Annotated in this window: 16 protein-coding genes and 1 pseudogene; 9 read left to right on the top strand and 8 right to left on the bottom strand. The window is 73.1% G+C overall.

Annotated elements, in window-relative coordinates:
- Positions 1–120 precede the first annotated feature (120 nt).
- Positions 121–1,335 carry an acyl-CoA dehydrogenase family protein gene (locus tag ACIGFK_RS35720; RefSeq protein WP_400055188.1) on the top strand — a complete coding sequence of 405 codons (1,215 nt, stop codon included), beginning with the start codon at positions 121–123 and terminating at the stop codon, positions 1,333–1,335.
- Here ACIGFK_RS35720 and ACIGFK_RS35715 read toward each other — a convergent pair.
- Positions 1,322–2,416 (bottom strand): sugar ABC transporter permease, encoded by a 1,095-nt coding sequence (locus ACIGFK_RS35715; protein ID WP_376658020.1) that lies wholly within the window; start codon positions 2,414–2,416, stop codon positions 1,322–1,324. The genes ACIGFK_RS35720 and ACIGFK_RS35715 overlap by 14 nt on opposite strands.
- Positions 2,413–3,540, bottom strand: coding sequence for a nitrate/nitrite transporter (locus ACIGFK_RS35710; protein WP_400055214.1), 1,128 nt, complete (start codon positions 3,538–3,540; stop codon positions 2,413–2,415). The genes ACIGFK_RS35715 and ACIGFK_RS35710 overlap by 4 nt, the downstream gene beginning before the upstream one ends.
- 340 nt (positions 3,541–3,880) lie before the next feature.
- Between ACIGFK_RS35710 and ACIGFK_RS35705 the strand changes: the two genes are divergently transcribed.
- A complete protein-coding gene (locus ACIGFK_RS35705; protein WP_376658019.1) occupies positions 3,881–4,660 on the top strand; it encodes a hypothetical protein in 780 nt (259 codons plus the stop codon).
- Between the two features lie 146 nt (positions 4,661–4,806).
- Positions 4,807–5,505 (top strand): sigma-70 family RNA polymerase sigma factor, encoded by a 699-nt coding sequence (locus ACIGFK_RS35700; RefSeq protein WP_376658018.1) that lies wholly within the window; start codon positions 4,807–4,809, stop codon positions 5,503–5,505.
- 197 nt (positions 5,506–5,702) lie between these two features.
- Here ACIGFK_RS35700 and ACIGFK_RS35695 read toward each other — a convergent pair whose 3' ends face one another.
- Positions 5,703–6,704: a LacI family DNA-binding transcriptional regulator gene (locus ACIGFK_RS35695; RefSeq protein ID WP_376658017.1), complete on the bottom strand. Its 1,002-nt coding sequence runs from the start codon at positions 6,702–6,704 to the stop codon at positions 5,703–5,705.
- Between the two features lie 222 nt (positions 6,705–6,926).
- Here ACIGFK_RS35695 and ACIGFK_RS35690 point away from each other — a divergent pair, with 222 nt between their 5' ends.
- Positions 6,927–7,862 (top strand): nitrilase-related carbon-nitrogen hydrolase, encoded by a 936-nt coding sequence (locus ACIGFK_RS35690; RefSeq protein ID WP_400055186.1) that lies wholly within the window; start codon positions 6,927–6,929, stop codon positions 7,860–7,862.
- A gap of 170 nt (positions 7,863–8,032) precedes the next feature.
- Here ACIGFK_RS35690 and ACIGFK_RS35685 read toward each other — a convergent pair.
- The 3 genes and pseudogenes from ACIGFK_RS35685 to aceA form a co-directional block, all read right to left on the bottom strand.
- Positions 8,033–8,245, bottom strand: a pseudogene (locus tag ACIGFK_RS35685) (3-hydroxyacyl-CoA dehydrogenase family protein); the annotation flags it as partial.
- On the bottom strand, positions 8,221–9,813 hold the full coding sequence (aceB, locus tag ACIGFK_RS35680) for a malate synthase A (RefSeq protein WP_386468263.1): 1,593 nt from the start codon (positions 9,811–9,813) through the stop codon (positions 8,221–8,223). The gene aceB and the pseudogene ACIGFK_RS35685, both read right to left, overlap by 25 nt.
- Positions 9,814–9,919: 106 nt before the next feature.
- Entirely contained in the window at positions 9,920–11,206 is a 1,287-nt protein-coding gene (gene aceA / locus ACIGFK_RS35675) for an isocitrate lyase (RefSeq protein WP_386468265.1), read from the bottom strand.
- Positions 11,207–11,582: 376 nt separating this feature from the next.
- On the opposite strand from aceA, the gene ACIGFK_RS35670 reads away from it, so the two are divergent.
- Entirely contained in the window at positions 11,583–12,986 is a 1,404-nt protein-coding gene (locus ACIGFK_RS35670; protein ID WP_400055183.1) for a short-chain fatty acyl-CoA regulator family protein, read from the top strand.
- A gap of 3 nt (positions 12,987–12,989) precedes the next feature.
- Here ACIGFK_RS35670 and ACIGFK_RS35665 read toward each other — a convergent pair whose 3' ends face one another.
- Positions 12,990–13,310, bottom strand: coding sequence for a hypothetical protein (locus ACIGFK_RS35665; protein ID WP_400055182.1), 321 nt, complete (start codon positions 13,308–13,310; stop codon positions 12,990–12,992).
- Positions 13,311–13,742: 432 nt separating this feature from the next.
- Here ACIGFK_RS35665 and ACIGFK_RS35660 point away from each other — a divergent pair, with 432 nt between their 5' ends.
- Together ACIGFK_RS35660 and ACIGFK_RS35655 are read left to right on the top strand one after the other, a co-directional pair.
- Positions 13,743–13,970 (top strand): CbtB-domain containing protein, encoded by a 228-nt coding sequence (locus ACIGFK_RS35660; protein ID WP_400055180.1) that lies wholly within the window; start codon positions 13,743–13,745, stop codon positions 13,968–13,970.
- Positions 13,971–13,984: 14 nt separating this feature from the next.
- A complete protein-coding gene (locus ACIGFK_RS35655) occupies positions 13,985–14,812 on the top strand; it encodes a CbtA family protein (protein ID WP_376656261.1) in 828 nt (275 codons plus the stop codon).
- A 122-nt stretch (positions 14,813–14,934) separates the two neighbouring features.
- Here ACIGFK_RS35655 and ACIGFK_RS35650 read toward each other — a convergent pair whose 3' ends face one another.
- Positions 14,935–15,969, bottom strand: coding sequence for a helix-turn-helix domain-containing protein (locus ACIGFK_RS35650; protein WP_400055179.1), 1,035 nt, complete (start codon positions 15,967–15,969; stop codon positions 14,935–14,937).
- A gap of 109 nt (positions 15,970–16,078) precedes the next feature.
- Here ACIGFK_RS35650 and ACIGFK_RS35645 point away from each other — a divergent pair, with 109 nt between their 5' ends.
- Both ACIGFK_RS35645 and ACIGFK_RS35640 read left to right on the top strand, forming a co-directional pair.
- Positions 16,079–16,975 (top strand): alpha/beta hydrolase, encoded by an 897-nt coding sequence (locus ACIGFK_RS35645; RefSeq protein ID WP_386468275.1) that lies wholly within the window; start codon positions 16,079–16,081, stop codon positions 16,973–16,975.
- Between the two features lie 143 nt (positions 16,976–17,118).
- Entirely contained in the window at positions 17,119–18,294 is a 1,176-nt protein-coding gene (locus tag ACIGFK_RS35640) for a serine hydrolase domain-containing protein (RefSeq protein WP_400055212.1), read from the top strand.
- Positions 18,295–18,418: the final 124 nt, after the last annotated feature.

Here is an 18,418-nt window from a genome sequence, read left to right as displayed (position 1 = left end):
GTGGCCGTCGCCCAGGTCGAACGGAACGCGGGAACTCGCAGGGGCGCGCACCCGACCAGTTCCTCGGACAGGGAGTCGGACAGCAGTTCCCATGGGTTCCCGGCAGCGAGGAGGAATGCAGTGACGGAATCAGCCACCGCACACGGCGTGGACGGTCAACCCGATCCGCTGATCGCCGAGTTGAGGGAGAAGGTCGGCCGGTTCGTCCGTACGGAGGTGATCCCGTCCGAGACGGTGCTGGACGGCGGCGGGAAGGAGGCGACCGCCGCCCTGGCAGAACTGCGGTCCGAGGCACGAGCCGCCGGGCTGTGGGCCCTGCCGCTCCCGGCGGACCTGGGCGGCGGCGGCCTGACCTTCCGTGAGTACGCGGCTCTCGCCGAGGCCGAGGGGGCCAGCGACCACGGGCCCGCCGCGCTGGGCTCCGCTCCGCTGCTCGACGTGACCATGCTGAACCGCTACGGCAGCAGCCGGGTGCGCGAGGAGTACCTGAAGGGGCTGGTCGCAGGGGAGATCCGTACCTGCTACGCCATGACCGAACCGGACGTGCCGGGTACCGACCCCCTCCTCACCGCGACCCGCGCCGAAGTGCAGCCGGACGGCAGCTGGTGCGTCAGCGGCCGCAAATGGTTCACCTCCGGCGCCGCCGGCGCCGACCTCGTCACCGTCATGGCGCGCACCGAAGGGACCACGGGGGAGCGGGAGGGGCTCTCCCTGCTGCTCGTACCGACGGGCTCCCCCGGATTCCGTGTCGTACGCCAACTGCCGGTCCTCGGGGCGGCCGGCCCGTACGAGATCGAACTCCACGGGGTCCACGTGCCCGCCGACCACCTCCTCGGTGCGGGCGGCGACGCCCTGGCCATCGCGGGCGAACGGCTCGCACTCGGCCGGACCCTGCGCTGCCTGCGCTGGCTCGGCCAGGCCCGGCGGGCCTTCGACCTCATGTGCGAACGCGCCGCCACCCGCAGCGGATCCCGCGGGCCGCTCGCCGAGCACCAGCTGATCCAGCAGCACGTCTTCGACGCCCTCCTCGCACTGCGCACCACCCGCCCGCTGGTCCACGAGGCCGTCGCCCTGATCGCGGCCGGACAGGACGCCCGTACCGAAGTGGGGCTGGCCAAGGTCGCCGCCGCGCGGATGCTCCAGCAGGTCGCGGACTCCGCCATCCAGGTGCACGGCGCCGCCGGACTCGGCCCGGACACGGCGCTGCCGTCCCTGTTCCGCGGCGGGCGCACGGCCCGCATCCTCGACGGCCCCGACGAACTGCACATCACCTCGGTGGCCCGCCGGGTGCTGTGCGGCTACAGCCCGGGGCGCGGGGCGGCTATGCGCGGGTGATGTCGACGAGGCCGTCGAGCGCGGCCAGTCCGAGGGCCAGGAAGAAGTCGCCCCAGATCAGTTCGTTGCGCACCGCCAGGCCCTTGGCGGCGTCGTAACAGCCGTCCAGCAGCATTCCCGCCGGACGGCCCGGGCCCGGCCCGGTGAGGTGGGCCCGGGCCAGGCGGCTCAGGATCGCCACGGCCCGGTCCGCACACTCCTCGGCCCCGGGCGCCCCGGCACGCCAGAGCTTGAGCAGCGCGACGGCGATGATCGCCGCCGCCGAGGTGTCGACGGGCCCCTGCGGCCGGAACGCCTCGTTGGGCGGGACGGTCCTCCCGGCCGGCGCCGCCGTCTGCAGCAGATGCCCGGCGGCGGAGGAGAGCCGCTCCGGCCGATGTCCGGCCACCTCCGGATGCAGCAGTGCGTCGGCCACGGCCAGGAGCAGCCATGCCTCGCCGCGGCTCCAGCCCGGTGCCGGGTCCTCGCAGGGGTGCCACCCCGTTCCCGGGTCGAACTGCCAGGCGGGCCGGGGCCGGCTGCCGTTCCCCGCCCCCTCCTGCGCGCCGAGGCAGAGGTCGAGGTGGCGGTGCAGATGGGCTGCCGCCACGGCAGGCCCTTCGGGTCCGGCTCCGGCCAGGAGGGGCACCAACCCCGGTACGGCGTCCGCACGGGCGAGGAGCCGGGGGCCGCCGAGCGCCGCGCCCCAGGGCACGATGCCCGCGCCGGGGTCGTAGGCGTCCAGGCAGGCGCGGGCCGCCTCCGCCCGGAGCGAGACCGCTCCGGCCGTGTCGTGGGCGAGGGCCGTCGCGTACCAGAAGACCAGTCCCCGGGTGGCGGTGTCCGCTTCCGCCCACGGTGCGAGCCGGGCCGTGCATTGCGCTGCGGCCCGCCGGTGTGCCTCGTCCCCGGTGTACCGGGCCCGCAGCCACAGCAGTCCGGCCCAGAAGCCGCCGGTCCAGGAGCCGCGGCCGGTCGTCTGCCACCGCCCGTCGACCGGGTCGGCGTACAGCGGGAAGCGGGCGCCGACTTCGGCCTCGGTCACCGTCACCCGGCCTATGACCGCTGCGAGCGCCCGGCGGGCCCAGTCGCCGGAGGTCACGCCTTCCCCGTTCCCGCGCGCCGGTCCCGTACGGCCCAGAGGAGCGCGACCGCTCCCGCCGCGGCGAACTCCACGGCGACGAGCAGCCAGCCGAACCCGTACCGCCCGCTCCGTGCGAGCAGGCCGAACAGGGGCGGCCCCACCGCGAATCCGGCGAAGAACCCCGCCGCGACGAGCGCCGATTCCTGTCCCGCCCGGCCCGGAGCGGCCCGCTGCATGACCAGCACCGTCGAAACGGCATTGCCGGACACGGCGAACACCCCGACGGCGACGGCGCCGGCCCATACCAGCGGACCGGCCAGCCGCCCTCCGGCCAGGAGGGCCGCAGCGCCCACGGCACCGCAGGCCAGCAGGCCCGGCAGCCACTCGGCCCGGCCCGGGCGCGCCGCCTTCGACCACCCGACCCGGCCGAGGACGCCCGCAACTCCGAGGACGGCGACCAGGCCACCCGCCACGGTGGGGCCCATCCCCAGGCCCCGCACCCCGTACAGGGCGAGGTAGGTGTTCACGGACGCGATCCCGGCTCCCAGGAACAGCGAGAAGCCCGCCAGCCAGGCCACCGTCCCCCGCGGTACGAACGACGTACGCGCAGGCGGGACCGACCGGACGGGCGCGTCGGCAGGCAGTACGCGCAGCGCCCACACCCCCGCGAGGAGGGCGGCCCCGGAAGCCGTCCACACCGCGCCGCGCCAGCCGAGCCCGCCCGCGAGAGCGGCGAGCGGCAGTCCGGCGGCGAACGCGCCCAGCTGCACACCGGACTGCTTGAGGCCGGTGACCGCACCCCGCCGGGCCGGCGGGACCGCGGCGAGGACGGCCTTGTTGGTGGCGGGGTTGGCCAAGGCCTGCGGTATGCCGCCCAGCGCGACCGCACCCAGCAGCAGACCGCTGCCCGGCGCCGCACCGATCAGGGCCAGCGCAACGGCGGAGACGACGAGCAGGATCACGAGCGAGCGTCGGGGACCGATCCGGTCCACCAGCCGGCCGCCGGCCGGGGACAGGGCAGCGGCCGTCCCGAACCCGACCGTGCTCGTCAAGCCCAACACGGGTGCCGAAATGCCCAGTTGCCCCACCAGGCGGGGACCCAGCGCGCCGAGCAGGAACAACTGGAGCATCGAGAACGCCATGGCGCAGGTGAGCAGCGCGGTCAGGCGACGGACCTCCCGGTCCTGCCTGCCTGATGCCGGAGCGGTCGCTGCCGTCATCCCCTCTGCCGCCACGGAAATCCCCCTGCCAAGGATGTTGAACAACACGACCGGCTGGGAAGGCAGTCGGATGGACCGGCACCGCAGTTCCCGCTCCCCTCTGTGCCCTGCACCACACCGGCCGGACGACCGGCACGGCGCACCACAGGAACGGTCGAGAACTTGTCAGGAAGTGCGCACCCCGGTGCGCAGCCCGGAAAGCCGGTGCGAGGATGAACCCGCCATGACGCCAGGCCGTTGTTTCCGAGCCTTACGGGCTGCGATGTTCGCAGCCGTCTGCGTGCTGCTCGCGACCGTCGGCCACCTGCTCATGTCCGGTATGGCCGTGCCCTGGTGGGCGATGTCCGCCGCGTTCGCGGGCACGGCGGTCATGGCCTGGTGCCTCGCGAGCCGCGAACGCGGGCCGTTCACGGTGACCGCGGCGACGGTCGCCGTCCAGGCCGTGCTCCACTCGGGCTTCTCCCTGGCCCAGTCGGTCCTGCACCCGGCCTTGCCGTCCGGTACGTCGTTCGCCCGCCAATGGGCCGCGTACCTGATGTGCGGAGAAGGCACGACGTCGGCGCTGTCCGCGCGGGACGCCCTGAAGCTCGTGAACGACGCGGGGCTCGGCGGTCTCGTGTCCCAGCCGCCGCCGGGCACCGCCGTTCAGGACGTCGTCTCGCACGCCCACCACGGCATGCACGACATGCACAACATGCCGGGCATGGCCGGTGCCGCAGCCGAGGCCACCGCCGCCCTCATGCCGGCGGACGGTCACGGCATGGGCGGCATGTCCCCCACGGGAATGCTCGCCGCGCACCTGCTGGCCGCGCTGCTCTGCGGCCTGTGGCTGGCCCACGGCGAACAGGGGGCCTTCCGCGTCCTGCGCGCCGTCGCAGGGTGGCTCCGGACACCGCTGCGGCTCCTCTTCGGACTCGCCCCGGCACCTCTGCCGCCGCGCATCCGCGTACGCCGGGCAGGGCGCGACCGCGCACTCCCGCAGCTGTTCCTCGTTCACGCCATCACCTCACGGGGTCCGCCGACGGGAACCGCTGTCCTGTGACAGCCGGCTCCCCGAGCGTGCGCTGACGGCCCTGCTCCGCGGCCCGTCGCCCCTCGGGCATCGGCCATGCCCTCCGGCAGGCCGTACCCCCTTCACCGGCCCGCCACGGGCGGCGCCGGACACCTTGCCCCTAAGGACCTGTGGCGATGACTCCTGCCCTGCCCACCCAGCACCGTCCCGCCGGCGAAAGGCCGGCCCGGCACACCCCGGACTCCGATGCGGAGGTGACCCGACTGGCCCTCGCCGCACGCGACGGCGACCCGGCGAAGGCCGACCGGTTCATCCGGGCCCTGCACCGCGACGTATGGCGGTACGTGGCGTACCTCAGCGCGGATCCCCAGGCGGCCGAAGACCTCACCCAGGACGTGTTCCTGCGGGCCCTCGCCGCGCTCCCCCGGTTCGAAGGCCGCTCCTCCGCCCGTACCTGGCTCCTGTCGATCGCCCGGCGCACCGTCGTCGACAGCGTGCGGCGCGCCGCTGCCCGACCCCGGCTGTCGGACCGCCACGACTGGCAGACGGCCGCCGAACAGAGCCAGCCGCACGGCCTTCCCGGCTTCGACGACGGCATCGCCCTCGCCGAACTCCTGGCTGCGATCCCGGCCGAACGCCGGGAGGCCTTCGTCCTCACCCAGCTGCTCGGGCTCCCGTACGCCGAGGCGGCGGTTGCCGTCGGCTGCCCCATCGGCACGGTCCGCTCCCGGGTGGCCCGCGCCCGCACCACCCTGATCGCCCTGCTGACGGACGCCGAACCGCCCGCGGCCCCGCCGGAGCAGCAGTCCCTCCCTGACGCGGGAGGCACCACCCCGGCCCTTCCTTCCGCCGCGCCCGTGCCGTCCTTGGTCTGACAGCCCGGTTCGCGCATGGCGGAGGCCGACACGTCCTTCCAGGGCGTTGCCGGGAGGCCGCGGTCATGCCGGTGGTCCTGCCCCCTTCACCGGAAGGGGGCAGGACAACTGTCACCCTCGAACCCTCCGGAGGATCACCCCGCCCACCCCCGAGCCGCTGCTCCTGATGCCCTTCCCGCCTGACCCGACCCGCTCCGTCAGACCGCCGGTCGGGCGGAGGAGCGGTCCTCCAGTGCCCAATCGTGGAGGCGGACGGTGTCGGGCCGAGCCCGGCCGGCCAGGACGTCGCAGAGGAGGGCCGCGCAGCTCCTGCCGTATTCGGCGGGTCGGAGGTCGATCGCCGTGAGGGGCGGGTCGCAGCTCCGTACGGCGACGCCGTCGACGCAGGAGGCGAGCTGGAAGTCGCGGCCGATCGTCCGGCCGAGCTCGGTGGCGGCCCGCAGCACTCCGGGCGCGGCTCCGTCGGGGGCGCAGATGACCGCGTCCACGGCCGGGTCGGCGGCCAGCAGGCGGCGGGTGTGCTCGGCCGCCTCGGCCGGGGTCACGGCGAAGGGGACGGTGTGGACGGTGACGGACACCCCCCGCTCCGCGCTCCAGGTCCGGGCCGCCGTTCGCAGCGCCTGGGCCCAGGAGGAAGTGGCTTCGGGGGCGAGCAGGGCCGGCGCCTGCGCACCGCGTTCACGGACGTGGTCGAGCAAGGCGGTGAGGGAGGCCGCGTTGTCACAGACCACCGCCGCGGTGGGAACGGCCGTGGGGCCCGGGTAGCGCTCGCCGGTGACGACCGGGACGCCGGCATCGAGGAGGGCCGGTACGGCCGGGTCGCCGATCTCGGGGTCGACGACGAGCAGCCCGTCGACCCTCGAGGCGAGCGGGCCGTGCGCCCCGGCCGCCGAACCGAGGAGCACCACGTCCAGGCCCTCCTCCTGGGCCCGCTCGACGGCACCGAAGGCGAGGTTCATGTAGTAGTCCAGCCGGGTGGCCGTCTGCGGCAGGTACAGGCCGATCGCACCGGTGCTGGCCCGGCGCAGTCGCCGGGCGGCGCTGTTGGGCCGGTATCCGAGCTGGTCGGCGACCTCCCGTACCCGGTCGCGGGTGGCCTCGGCGACCCGGCCGGAGCCCTGGAGTGCGTCGGAGGCGGTGCTCTTGGAGACGCCCGCCTCACGGGCCACGTCGAGCAGGGTCACGGTACGGGCGGTCACGTTTCCGAATTCTAGGCGGTCACCGCCCACCCTTGCCGGAACGTTCCGGCAACGTTTACATTCCTTCTTGCCGGAACGTTCCGGCAGAGGTGCCGGCCAGTTGCCGCCCCCTGCCGGTACCGACCGAACCGGTCTTCACGGCGTGCGCCCTAACTGAATCTTCAGTCAGCACGACGCCACACCGCTCCACGAACGCCCGACCCTCCCGAAGGCAGTCCGCCCGTGACCTCTTACTCCGTCCTCACCTCCTACGGCTCCCCGCTCGGCTCCCCCGGCCGCACCAAGCCCGCCGAACGGGAACCGCTGCGCGTCGGCCTCGTCCAGATGCGCTGGCACGCCGACCCGGCCGAGCACGACGCCCACCTGCGCGAGGGCGTGGCCCTGGCCGCCGCACAGGGCGCGAAGGTGGTCTGCCTGCCCGAACTGACCCGCAGCCCCTACTTCTGCAACACCGACGACCCCATGGCCGACGGGGCAGCGCGCTGGCTGGAGGACGTGGAGACCGGCCCCACGGTCCGCCTGATCAGCGAGCTCGCCACCGAGCTCGGAATCACCGTGCACGCCTCCCTCTACGAGCGCGCCGAGGACGGCGGCCTCGGCTACAACACCGCCGTGTGCGTGGACCCCGACGGGAAGCTCATCGCCCGCACCCGCAAGAACCACATCCCCGCGTTCCCCGGCTACCGCGAGGACCTGTGCTTCCGCCCCGGCGACAGCGGGTTCCCGGTCGTCTCGCACGAGGGCGCCCGCTTCGGCTTCCCGACCTGCTGGGACGAGTGGTTCCCGGAACTGGCCCGCGCCTACTCCCTGGCCGGCGCCGACGTCCTCGTCCACCCCACCGCCATCGGCTCCGAGCCGGACCTGCCGGACTTCGACACCCGCCCCATGTGGGAGCACGCCATCAGTGCCAACGGCCTCGCCAACGCCCTGTTCGCCATCGTGCCCAACCGGGTCGGGACCGAGGGCCGCTCCACCTTCTACGGCTCCTCGTTCATCTCCGACCCCTACGGGCGGATCATGCTGCGCGCCCCGCGCAACACCCCGGCCGTCCTCGTCGCCGACCTCGACCTCGACCAGCGCCGCGACTGGCTCGAGTTCGGCCTCATGCACACCCGCCGCCCCGAGCTCTACGGGCCGCTCACCGAGCCGACGGCCTGACCCCGTCCGGCCCGGCCCGCGGCCGACGGCCCCGCATGCCGCATGCCGTACGCGCGTGAGGCCGCAGGGGCCGGGGAGCAACGCGAGGGGGTGCGGCGGACACCACTCCGCCGCACCCCCTCCACCACACGCTGCCGGGCCCCTCAGCCCGGCAGCGGCACCGGGTCCCCTCAGCGGTCCCGGTCGTAGGTGTGGAACCCCCGGCCCGTCTTCCGGCCCAGCAGCCCCGCCTCCACCCTCCGCATCAGCAGCGGCGGCGGGGCGCAGAGGGGTTCCTTGAACTCGTCGTAGAGCGACACCGCGATTCCGGCGCCCATCTGCCCACCGCCGACTATCCCGACCCTGCGGAGGGTGGTGCTCATGACCGGACGCCCTGGATGTGCACGAGGTGGCGGGTGTAGGCGTCGGGGGTGAAGAACAGCGGGAGTTCGCCGGCGAGGGCGGTCCGCTCGAACAGCTCCCGCACCTCGTCGACGGCGGCCCAGGGGTGTTGGGCACCGAGGGCGGCGAGCTCCTCGTCCAGTACCTGGAGCACCGTGCCGCGGTCGAGGACCCCGTGGCGCAGCCACTGCCAGATCTGGACCCGGGCGATCTCGGCGGTGGCGGCGTCTTCCATCAGCCCGTAGAGGGCCACGGCGCCCTGGCCGCGCAGCCATGCGTCGAAGTACCGCAGTGCGACGGCGATGTTGGTGCGTACGCCCTGTTCCGTGGGCGGGCTGCTGATCCGGCGGACGGAGAGCAGGTCCGGGGCCGTCACGTGCACGTCCTCCCGGGTGCGGTCGAGCTGGTGCGGGCGCGCGCCCAGGACCCCGTCGAAGACCCCGCGGCAGACCGGGACCAGGCCCGGGTGGGCGACCCAGGAGCCGTCGAAGCCGTCCTCGGCCTCGCGCTCCTTGTCCAGGCGCACCTTCGCAAGGGCCGACGCGTTGGCCTCGGTGTCCTTGCCGGGGACTTGGGCGGCCATGCCGCCGATGGCGTGCGCGCCGCGCTTGTGGCACGTACGGACGAGCAGCTCGGTGTAGGCCCGCATGAACGGTGCGGTCATGGTGACCCCGGCGCGGTCGGGCAGTTGGAAGTCGGTGCGGTGGCCGAAGGTCTTGATCAGGCTGAACAGGTAGTCCCAGCGGCCCGCGTTCAGGCCTGCGGAGTGGTCGCGCAGCTCGTAGAGGATCTCCTCCATCTCGAACGCGGCCGTGATCGTCTCGATCAGGACGGTGGCCCGGACGGTGCCGCGGGGAATGCCGAAGAGGTCCTGGGAGAAGGCGAAGATGTCGTTCCAGAGCCGTGCCTCGTACCGGTTCTCCAGTTTGGGGAGGTAGAAGTACGGGCCGCGGCCGGCGTCGATCTGCCGCTGCGCACAGTGGAAGAAGTACAGGCCGAAGTCGACGAGCGGCGCGGGGACGGGCCGGCCGCCGAACTCCAGGTGCTCCTCCAGGAGGTGCCAGCCGCGGGGCCGGACCATGATGGTGGGCAGGGTCTCGCCGAGGCGGTACTGCCTGCCTTCGGTCGTGGTGAAGTCGATCCGGCGATGGATGGCGTCGCGGAGGCTCAGCTGGCCGCCGATGACGTTGTCCCACGTGGGCGCGGTGGCGTCCTCGAAGTCCGCCATCCACACCTTCGCACCGGAGTTGAGGGCGTTGACGGTCATCCGCCGCTCGGGCGGTCCGGTGATCTCCACCCGGCGGTCCTCCAGACCGGGGGCCGGCGGAGCCACCCGCCAGGTCCTGTCGTCACGGACGGCAGCAGTGGCGACGGGGAAGTCGAGAGGGGATCCGGAGGCCAGCCGGATGGCCTGTCGACGGCGCTCCTTGAGCAATTGCTGCCGGCGCTCGCCGAAGGCTTCGGTGAGTCCGGCGAGGAAGTCCAGGGCCGCAGGGGTGAGGATTTCGTCGTGGCGGTCACCCGGGGCCGCGAGGACGCGCACGGCGCGGGCAGGGGCACTGGTGGTCATCGGGGTCCTCCTGGGCTGGAAGGGGGAACCGGGGAGCGGGCGGGAAGGAATCGCCCGGCTCCCCGAGCGGCTGAACGGCGTACGGGGCGGGGCCGTCCCGACGGGCTCAGTGGAACTGCTCCTCCTCGGTGGAGCCGGAGAGCGCCGTGGTGGAGGAGGCGGGGTTGACGGCGGTGGAGACGAGGTCGAAGTAGCCGGTGCCGACCTCGCGCTGGTGCTTGACGGCGGTGAACCCCTGCGCCTGGGCGGCGAACTCGCGCTCCTGGAGGTCGACGTACGCGGTCATTCCGTGTTCGGCGTAGCCGCGGGCGAGGTCGAACATGCCGTGGTTCAGGGAGTGGAAGCCGGCCAGCGTGATGAACTGGAACTTGTAACCCATGGCGCCGAGTTCGCGCTGGAACTTGGCGATCTGGTCGTCGTCCAGCGCCGCCTTCCAGTTGAAGGAGGGTGAGCAGTTGTAGGCCAGCATCCGGTCCGGGTACCGGGCGTGGATCGCCTCGGCGAACTCGCGCGCCTGGGCGAGGTCCGGGGTGCCGGTCTCGACCCAGATGAGGTCGGCGTACGGGGCGTACGCGAGGCCTCGGGCGATGACCGGGGCCATGCCGTTCTGCACCCGGTAGAAGCCCTCGGCGGTGCGCTCGCCGGTGGTGAACTGCGCGTCGCGCTCGTCGACGTCGCTCGTCAGCAGGTTCGCGGCGAGGGCGTCGGTGCGGGCGATGATCAGGGTCGGGGTGTCCGCGATGTCGGAGGCGAGGCGGGCGGCGTTGAGGGTGCGGATGTGCTGGGAGGTGGGGACGAGGACCTTGCCGCCCAGGTGGCCGCACTTCTTCTCGGAGGCCAGCTGGTCCTCGTAGTGGATGCCGGCCGCACCTGCCGCGATCATCGCCTTGGTCAGCTCGAAGGCGTTGAGCGGGCCGCCGAAGCCCGCCTCGGCGTCGGCGACGATCGGTGCCAGCCAGTCCGTCGTGTCCGAGCCGCCCTCGGCAGTCGCGATCTGGTCGGCGCGCAGCAGCGCGTTGTTGATCCGGCGGACCACCTGCGGGACCGAGTTGACCGGGTAGAGGGACTGGTCGGGGTAGGTGTGCCCGGCCTGGTTGGCGTCGGCCGCGACCTGCCAGCCGGACAGGTAGATCGCCCGGAGTCCGGCGCGGACCTGCTGGACGGCCTGGCCTCCGGTCAGCGCGCCGAGTGCGTGGACGTAGTCGAGTTCGTGCAGCTGGCGCCACAGCCGCTCCGCACCACGCCGGGCGAGGGTGTGCTCCTCGCGGATGCTGCCGGAGAGCCGCACCACGTCCTCGGCCGAGTAGGTCCTCTCGATGCCCGCCCATCGCGGGTCGTCGGCCCACCGCTGCTTCAACTGCTCGGCCGCCGCCGTCGTGTTCGTGTCTGCCATGACCGTCACCGTCTCCGTGAGTCGCTTCGCCTGCCAACGCGCCCGCCTGTCGCGGCGAGCCGATGGCACTCTGTGCCGTGATCTGGGATCGCGACCGCCGGACCCGAAGGGTGGAACTGAGCAATGCCGCAGGTCAGCCGAGTCAGGGCGGTCGGGATCTCCAACGTCAGGGCATGAGTTGCACCCTGGGTGTCCGTATCGGCTGCCGGGGTCCGGCGGTCGCAGAACCGACTCTGACAGCGGCATGCAGTGCCATCAATCAGGTACATCTGCCAATTTCTGCGAATCTTCCGGGGCGGATTTGCCAAGGTTGCGAAGGCCGGCACCGACAGATCCGCGCGTACCCTGAAGCCGGAGCGAGGCCGAGGGGGTACGAATGAGCAAGACGTACGCGGGGGCACGGTTGCGGCGGCTGCGCGAGGAGCGCCGGATGAGCCAGGCGGACCTGGCACGCGTCCTGGCCATTTCGCCCAGCTACCTGAACCAGATGGAGCACGACTCCCGGCCCCTCACCGTGCCCGTCCTGCTGCGGCTCACCGAGGCTTTCGGAGTGGACCCCGGATTCTTCTCGGAACGCGACACCAGCCGCCTCGTCGCCGATCTCCGAGAGGCCCTGGCCGGCGAGGTCGCCGAAGCCCGCGTCTCCCCCTCCGACCTGGCCGAACTCGCCGCCAGGATGCCCGCGGTCGCCGCCGTCCTGCTCGACCTCGGCCGACGCGGTCAACTCCTGGCCGAGCGGCTCGCGGACACCGCGGACGGGCGCGGCGGGGGCCCTGCCGCACCGCGCTCACCGCACGAGGAGATCCGCGAGTTCTTCTACCGCCGCCAGAACTACCTCCACGACGCCGACCTCGCCGCCGAGGCCCTCGCCCAGGAGGTCGGCATCCGTACCGGCGAGGTCGTCAGGTCGCTCTCGAACCGCCTCGCCGGCCACCACGGGATCCGCCTCGCCCCGGACTCCGACCGCCTCCACCACTTCGACGCCCGGACGCGCGTCCTGCACCTGTCCGGCCGGCTCCGGCCCGGCCAGCAGGCGTTCCGGATGGCCACGCAGCTCGCCCTGCTCGAGTACGGCGGCGAGCTGGACCGCCTGGCCGCCGAGGACTTCGAGCACGGCTCCCCCACCCATGGCCTGGCCCGGATCGGCATCGCCAACTACTTCGCCGCCGCACTGGTCCTCCCGTACCGCGTCTTCCACACCGCAGCCGAGGAGTTCCGCTACGACATCGAGCGGCTCACCGACCATTTCGGGCTCGGCCACGAAACCGTCTGCCACCGCCTCAGCACCCTCCAGCGGCCCCGGCTGCGCGGGGTCCCGTTCTCCTTCGTCCGCGTGGACCGGGCCGGGAACATGTCGAAGCGGCAGTCCGCCACCGGGTTCCACTTCTCCCGGGCAGGCGGCACCTGCCCGCTGTGGAACGTCTACGAGGCCTTCGCCGCGCCCGGCCGCATCCACGTCCAGGTCGCCGCCATGCCGGACGGGCAGCGCTATCTGTGGACCGCGCGCGCCGTCACCCGCCACCGCGGCGGCTGGGGTGAACCCGGCAAGACCTTCGCCATCGGCCTCGGCTGCGAGATCCGCCACGCCTCCCGGCTCGTCTACTCCGACGGGCTCGACCTCGGCAACGCCTCGGCCGCCACCCCCATCGGCATGGGCTGCCGGCTGTGCGAACGCCTCGACTGCCCGCAGCGCGCGGTCCCGCCCCTGGGCCGCACGCTCGCGGTCGACGAGAACAGCAGCACCTTCATCCCCTACCCAGTGGCACACGACCGGGGGTAGGCATCACCGGCGGTCCAGCCGGCGCGCTTCCCCCGAGGTCACCGGCTCCCCCGCCCGCACCCCGTGCAGGACATGGGCCAGTACCTCGGCGCCGCGCACCACGCGCGGCCCCGGCCGGTTGAAGTACGCGGGCCCGTCCAGGACCCACACCTCCCCGGCCCGCACGGCGGGCAGTTCGTCCCAGTCCGGTGCGAGTGCGGCGAGCGCCTCCGTGTCCAGGGTGGAGAGCGAGGAGCCGGAATGGGCGGCGCCGCCGACCGCATCGGAAATCTCACGGCTGCTGAGTTCGTCCGCGGCGAATTCGGCCCGGGTGACGACGGGCACGGACGCAACAGCCGCTGGCGGCCGGTCGCATGCGTGGGTGCGTCCGACCAGGTCGCGGCGAGCCCGAGGTCCGCCACGGTGTCCGTGGCCGCCGGGAGCAGGGAGACGATGCGCATGGACCGACTGCAGGCACCCGTGGGCGTCCCCTTCGAACACCGCCGCGCCCGCGCGGTGTTCGGAGCGGCACGACGGCGTCTCATGTGATCAGCGACTCATCCGCTTGGTCAGACGGCGCACGGGGCTGTACCGTCAGGCGACATTTACACATAGCGACGACGGCGAGACGGAAGCCCGGTGTGAATCCGGCATGGTCGCGCCACTGTGTGCTGCGACGGCACTCCTCACTGGGGGTGGCGGCGCGGCGAGTCAGACCCTCGGACCGTCGTTCCGCACCACCACATGGGACGCGTTGTTCCCCCAGGAGGTTCCACCATGGCCGAGGCCGTCGTTTCCGCCGCCATTCCCACCCCCGCCGTCTCTCCGTCGGCTCCCCTGCCCGTGCGCGCCGTTCTGCCCTGGGCCCTGTTCGTCGGCCTGCTGATGCTCGTGGCCCTGTACTTCGTCGGCGCCGAGCAGGGCGCAACCGCCGTGTTCTCCGGCGAAGGCGTCCACGAGTGGGTGCACGACGGCCGTCACCTGCTCGGCTTCCCCTGCCACTGAAAGGCGCACGCACCATGTACGCCTCCACTGTCAGAGGTCTGCTGGTCCGCGGCATGCTCGCGGGTCTGATCGCCGGTCTGTTCGCCTTCGCCGTCGCCTACGTGGTCGGTGAGCCCCCGGTCCGGGGCTCCATCGCCGTCGAGGAGGCCACGGCCGCCAAGGAAGCCGCTCCCGCGGCCGGCCACGCCGGTCACGGCGCGGCCGCCCCCGCCGCAGCCGAGGAAGAGGAAGAGGTCGTCAGCCGTCCCGTCCAGTCCACCGTGGGCCTCGCCACCGGTGTCCTGGTCTACGGGGTCGCGCTGGGCGGCATCGCCTCCCTCGCGTTCTCCTTCGCCCTGGGCCGCGTCGGCGGGTTCAGTGCCCGGGCGACGGCGGCACTCACGGCGGCGGGCGCCTTCACCACCGTCTACCTGGTGCCGTTCCTCAAGTACCCGGCCACCCCTCCGGCGGTCGGCAACCCGGACACCATCGGCCAGCGCACCACCCTGTTCTTCCTGATGATCCTGCTCAGCGTCCTCCTGGGGGTCGGCGCGATCATCCTGGGACGCCGGCTGGCCCCGCGCCTGGGCAACTGGAACGCGACGCTGGCCGCCGGCGCGGGCTTCGTCATCGCCACCGGGCTGGCCTTCCTGGTCCTCCCGGACAACTCCGACGCGGTCAAGCCCGAGTTCCCCGCAGCCCTGCTGTGGGAGTTCCGGGTCGCGTCCCTGTCCGTCCAGCTCGTGCTGTGGGTCGTGTTCGCCGTCGTCTTCGGCGTCCTCGCCCAGCGGCTCCTGGCCCACCGCACCGACCCCGCCGGTGCGCAAGCCACGGCGCCGCAGCCGGCGTCGGCCCTCGGCTGATCCCCGCGCCGCAGCCACCACAGAGCCCTGCCGTCCCCCGGCCGACCGGGACGGCAGGGCTCTGTCCGTCTGCCGCGACCGCTGCGCGGCCCGGAGGTAACAGGGCCCGGTCCGCCCGCTCCTCAACCGCCCAGCAGCCGCCATGTGGTGAGGGCGAGCCGGGCCCGCATCAGTCCGGTGGGGTCGGTGAGGTCGATGTCCAGGATCTTCGCGATCTGTTCGAGCCTGCGGGCGATGCTGCTGTGGTGCAGGTGCAGCAGGTCGGCCGCCCGCCGCAGTGAGCCGGTGGAGCAGTAGGCGTCCAGGGTCTCCAGGTCGTCCGGGTTGCCGGCGATGCGGTCCACGGCGGCCACGTCGGCGTTGTCTCGTGCGGCCTCCGGCGGAACGTCGGCCAGCAGCGCCAGCGCGCCCAGCTCGGCGTAGCGGACCACGGGCCGGCGCCGGGTGGTGAAGCGGAGGGCCGTGCGGGCCTGCCGCCACGAGCGGTCGGGGCTGTCCGCAGCGCCCATGCCGGCGCGGGCACCGGGCGGGAGCCGGGCCGGGTCCACGCCGGTGGCCAGGATCACGCCCACGTCGGCGAGCGGCGCGGCCTTCACCTGTCCGGCCGGGCAGACCATGCTCCCGATGCGGTCGAGCGGGAGCCGCGCACGTACGGCGAGGACGTGGACCGGCAGGCCGGGGGCGAAGCCCAGCAGGCGTAACGCCCGTGCCCTGGATGCCTCGTCGCTGTCGGCACTGATCGCCAGCTCGACCAGGGCCGGGTCGGCCATGGTGGTGCTGGCCGGACCGTACCGCTCGACGGCGGACGCGGCGGCGATGGCCAGCCGGTCGAGGAGGACGCTGTCGAGCGGACCGGGCGTGCCTGGGCGCTCCAGCCACACCGTGCCGATCTCCTCGTCGTCGAGGGTGATCGGGACGGTGGTGGACGCGGCCGCGGGCGGGCCGGAGGGTTCCCTGCCGTCGGGGGCGACGCGGATCGCACGCCCCGTGCCGTGGAGGCGGATCCCGGCGACGCACTCGGCCAGGCCCGCCGAGGCCCGGGCGAGTGCCGGGAGGTCCACCCTCCGGCGCATCAGCGTGTCGTAGAACGCGACGATGCGGAGCGCTCCGTCGACGTACGGATCCAGTCCCGACAGCCGTACGGCCAGTGCCTCCATGGCAGAAAGCATAGGGGGAAGGCGGCCCGCCGGACGGTGCGTGATCGGGGCGGGATGCGCGACGGTTGGCGGATGACCCGGTGGGCGGCCCGCCGGGAGGATTGCCGTCATGAACCCCGAACTCGAAGCATTCGTGCCGTTCTTCCCCCGCATCGACCTGGCCGATCCGGCCGCCGGCCGCGCCCTGTACACCGAGCTGGCGTCCGCGCGGCCCGCGCCGGACACCGCGGGCATGGAGGTCGAGGACCGCACGGTGCCCGCGGATCCGGACGTGCCCGTACGGATCTACCGCCCGCACGGTGCCCGGGGAGCCATCGTGTGGCTGCACGGCGGCGCGTTCGTCATGGGTGACGTGGACACCGAGCACCCGTGGGCCGCCCGGGTGGCGGCGGACACGGGCGTGGCGGTGATTTCGGTGGGCTACCGGCTGGCCCCCGAGCACCCGTTCCCGGCCGCCCTGGACGATGCGTACGCCGTACTGGTCTGGGCGGCCGCGCACGCGGCCGAACTCGGCATCGACCCCGACAGGATCGCGGTCGGCGGGCACAGTGCCGGCGCGGGTCTCGCGGCCGCAGTGTCATTGCGGGCGCGCGATCAGCAAGGCCCGTCCATCCGCTTCCAGCTGCTCAACGAAGCCGAGCTCGACGACCGTCAGGAAACGTGGTCGGCGCGGAACTTCACGGAAACCCCCTGGTCCACCCGCGACTTCGTGGCCGCTTCCTGGAGGCACTACCTGGGCTCCGCGCCCGCCACCCCGTACGCGGCCCCGGCCCGGGCCGCAGACCTGTCCGGGCTGCCGCCCGCCTACGTCTCCTCCGCGGAGTTCGACCCCAACCGCGACGAGAACATCACGTACGCACTGCGCCTGCTCCAGGCAGGCGTGTCGGTCGAGCTGCGCCAGTGGCCCGGCACCTTCCACGGCTCGCAGGCGATCCTGTCCGCCGAAATCTCCCAGCGGCAGATCGCCGCGATCGGCCGTGCCCTGCGCGACGCGCTGGCCGGATGACACCCCTCGACGACGGAAGGACGGATGCCATGAGGATCCGACAGGCCCGACAGAACTCGCAGACCCCGCAGACCCCGCAGACCCGGCAGACCCGGCAGACCCGGCAGAAGATCCGACTGGTGTTGTGCGCGGGCATGGCCGCGATGAGCCTCGGGACGGGCACGGCCCTGGCGAACCCGTCGGCCGCCCTCGACCCCCGGGGGCTCACGTCCGCCCTGGACGGCGTCCACCGAGCCGGGGTGCCGGGGGTGTTCGGCGAGGTCCGCGATGCCGGCCGGACCTGGCGCGGCGCTTCCGGTGTCGCCGACCTCGCAACCGGCCGCCCCGTCACTCCGGCCATGCGCCACCGCGTCGGCAGCGTGACCAAGACCTTCACTGCCGCCGCCGTCATGCAGCAGGTCGAGCAGGGGCGGATCCGGCTCGACGCCCCCGTCGGCGACTATCTGCCGGACCTCGTGCCCGGAGAGCGCGGCAGGAAGATCACCGTGCGGATGCTGCTCAACCACACCAGTGGCATCCCCGACTACATCCCTTACGCCTTCCCGTCCCTCCAGGGCCTCCCCGCGGGACCGGACGTCCCCAAGAGCCTGGACGACAACAGGTTCCGGCAGTTCCGGCCGGCCGAGCTGATCGAGCTGGGGCTCTCGGCTCCCCCGACCGGGGAGCCCGGAAATCCCACGGGGGTGTACTCCAACACCAACTACCTGCTCCTCGGCGAGCTCCTGGAACGGGTGACCGGCCGGACGGCCGAGGAGTACATCACCCGGAACGTCATCGAGCGCGCCGGACTCCGGCAGACACGGTTTCCCGACGGTCCGCGCATCGAAGGGCCGCACTCCAGGATGTACGAGGCCCTGTTCGGCCTGCTCGACCCGCCGCGCGACTACAGCGTCTACAACATGTCCTGGACCGGCACGGGAGCCGCCCTGGTATCGACCATGGACGACCTCAACCGCTTCTACGCCGCGCTGCTCGACGGAAGGGTCGTCAGCCGCACGTCGCTGGCGCAGATGCAGCGCACGATCCCGGTCATCGCCCTGGACGGATCGACGATCCAGTACGGCCTGGGCCTGCACAAGGTCGAAATGCCGGGCTGCGGCACGTTCTGGGGCCACGACGGCACGGTCTGGGGCTCCGGAACGATCTCCTTCACCCGGGCCGACGGAAGGCGCCAGATGTCCGTTGCCGTGAACCTCCAGAGGTGGCACAGGGCGGACGCCGCGGGGCAGCCTCAGCCCCACCCCATCGACGGCGCGCTGGCGGATCTGTACCGGGAGGCGCTGTGCGGCGACGCGCATCCCCGGACCGGGAACCCGTGACGGGCGGTCTGACGTTCGGAGGAACCCACGTCAGGGTGGAGGCCGGGCCCCGGGCGGGCCGGGCGGACGGCGGGGCCGTTGTAAGGGGTGTTGGTGTCCCTGTGAAAGAAGGAAGCCCCCGTGT

This window comes from Streptomyces sp. NPDC085524 (assembly GCF_044541755.1).
In the GTDB taxonomy this organism is placed as follows: Bacteria; Actinomycetota; Actinomycetes; order Streptomycetales; family Streptomycetaceae; genus Streptomyces.
The sequence above is the reverse complement of the archived record's forward strand: the minus strand, read 5'-3'. Positions and strand labels throughout refer to the sequence as shown.

What these genes read in the sequence shown, in the direction of transcription:
- ACIGFK_RS35655 (WP_376656261.1), top strand. Translation starts at nt 13,985, where the DNA reads ATGTACGCCTCCACTGTCAGAGGTCTGCTGGTCCGCGGCATGCTCGCG.
- ACIGFK_RS35710 (WP_400055214.1), bottom strand. Translation starts at nt 3,540, where the DNA reads ATGGCGTTCTCGATGCTCCAGTTGTTCCTGCTCGGCGCGCTGGGTCCC.
- ACIGFK_RS35650 (WP_400055179.1), bottom strand. Translation starts at nt 15,969, where the DNA reads ATGGAGGCACTGGCCGTACGGCTGTCGGGACTGGATCCGTACGTCGAC.
- ACIGFK_RS35670 (WP_400055183.1), top strand. Translation starts at nt 11,583, where the DNA reads ATGAGCAAGACGTACGCGGGGGCACGGTTGCGGCGGCTGCGCGAGGAG.
- aceB (WP_386468263.1), bottom strand. Translation starts at nt 9,813, where the DNA reads ATGACCACCAGTGCCCCTGCCCGCGCCGTGCGCGTCCTCGCGGCCCCG.
- ACIGFK_RS35705 (WP_376658019.1), top strand. Translation starts at nt 3,881, where the DNA reads ATGTTCGCAGCCGTCTGCGTGCTGCTCGCGACCGTCGGCCACCTGCTC.
- ACIGFK_RS35640 (WP_400055212.1), top strand. Translation starts at nt 17,119, where the DNA reads ATGAGCCTCGGGACGGGCACGGCCCTGGCGAACCCGTCGGCCGCCCTC.
- aceA (WP_386468265.1), bottom strand. Translation starts at nt 11,206, where the DNA reads ATGGCAGACACGAACACGACGGCGGCGGCCGAGCAGTTGAAGCAGCGG.
- ACIGFK_RS35700 (WP_376658018.1), top strand. Translation starts at nt 4,807, where the DNA reads ATGACTCCTGCCCTGCCCACCCAGCACCGTCCCGCCGGCGAAAGGCCG.
- ACIGFK_RS35660 (WP_400055180.1), top strand. Translation starts at nt 13,743, where the DNA reads ATGGCCGAGGCCGTCGTTTCCGCCGCCATTCCCACCCCCGCCGTCTCT.
- ACIGFK_RS35645 (WP_386468275.1), top strand. Translation starts at nt 16,079, where the DNA reads ATGAACCCCGAACTCGAAGCATTCGTGCCGTTCTTCCCCCGCATCGAC.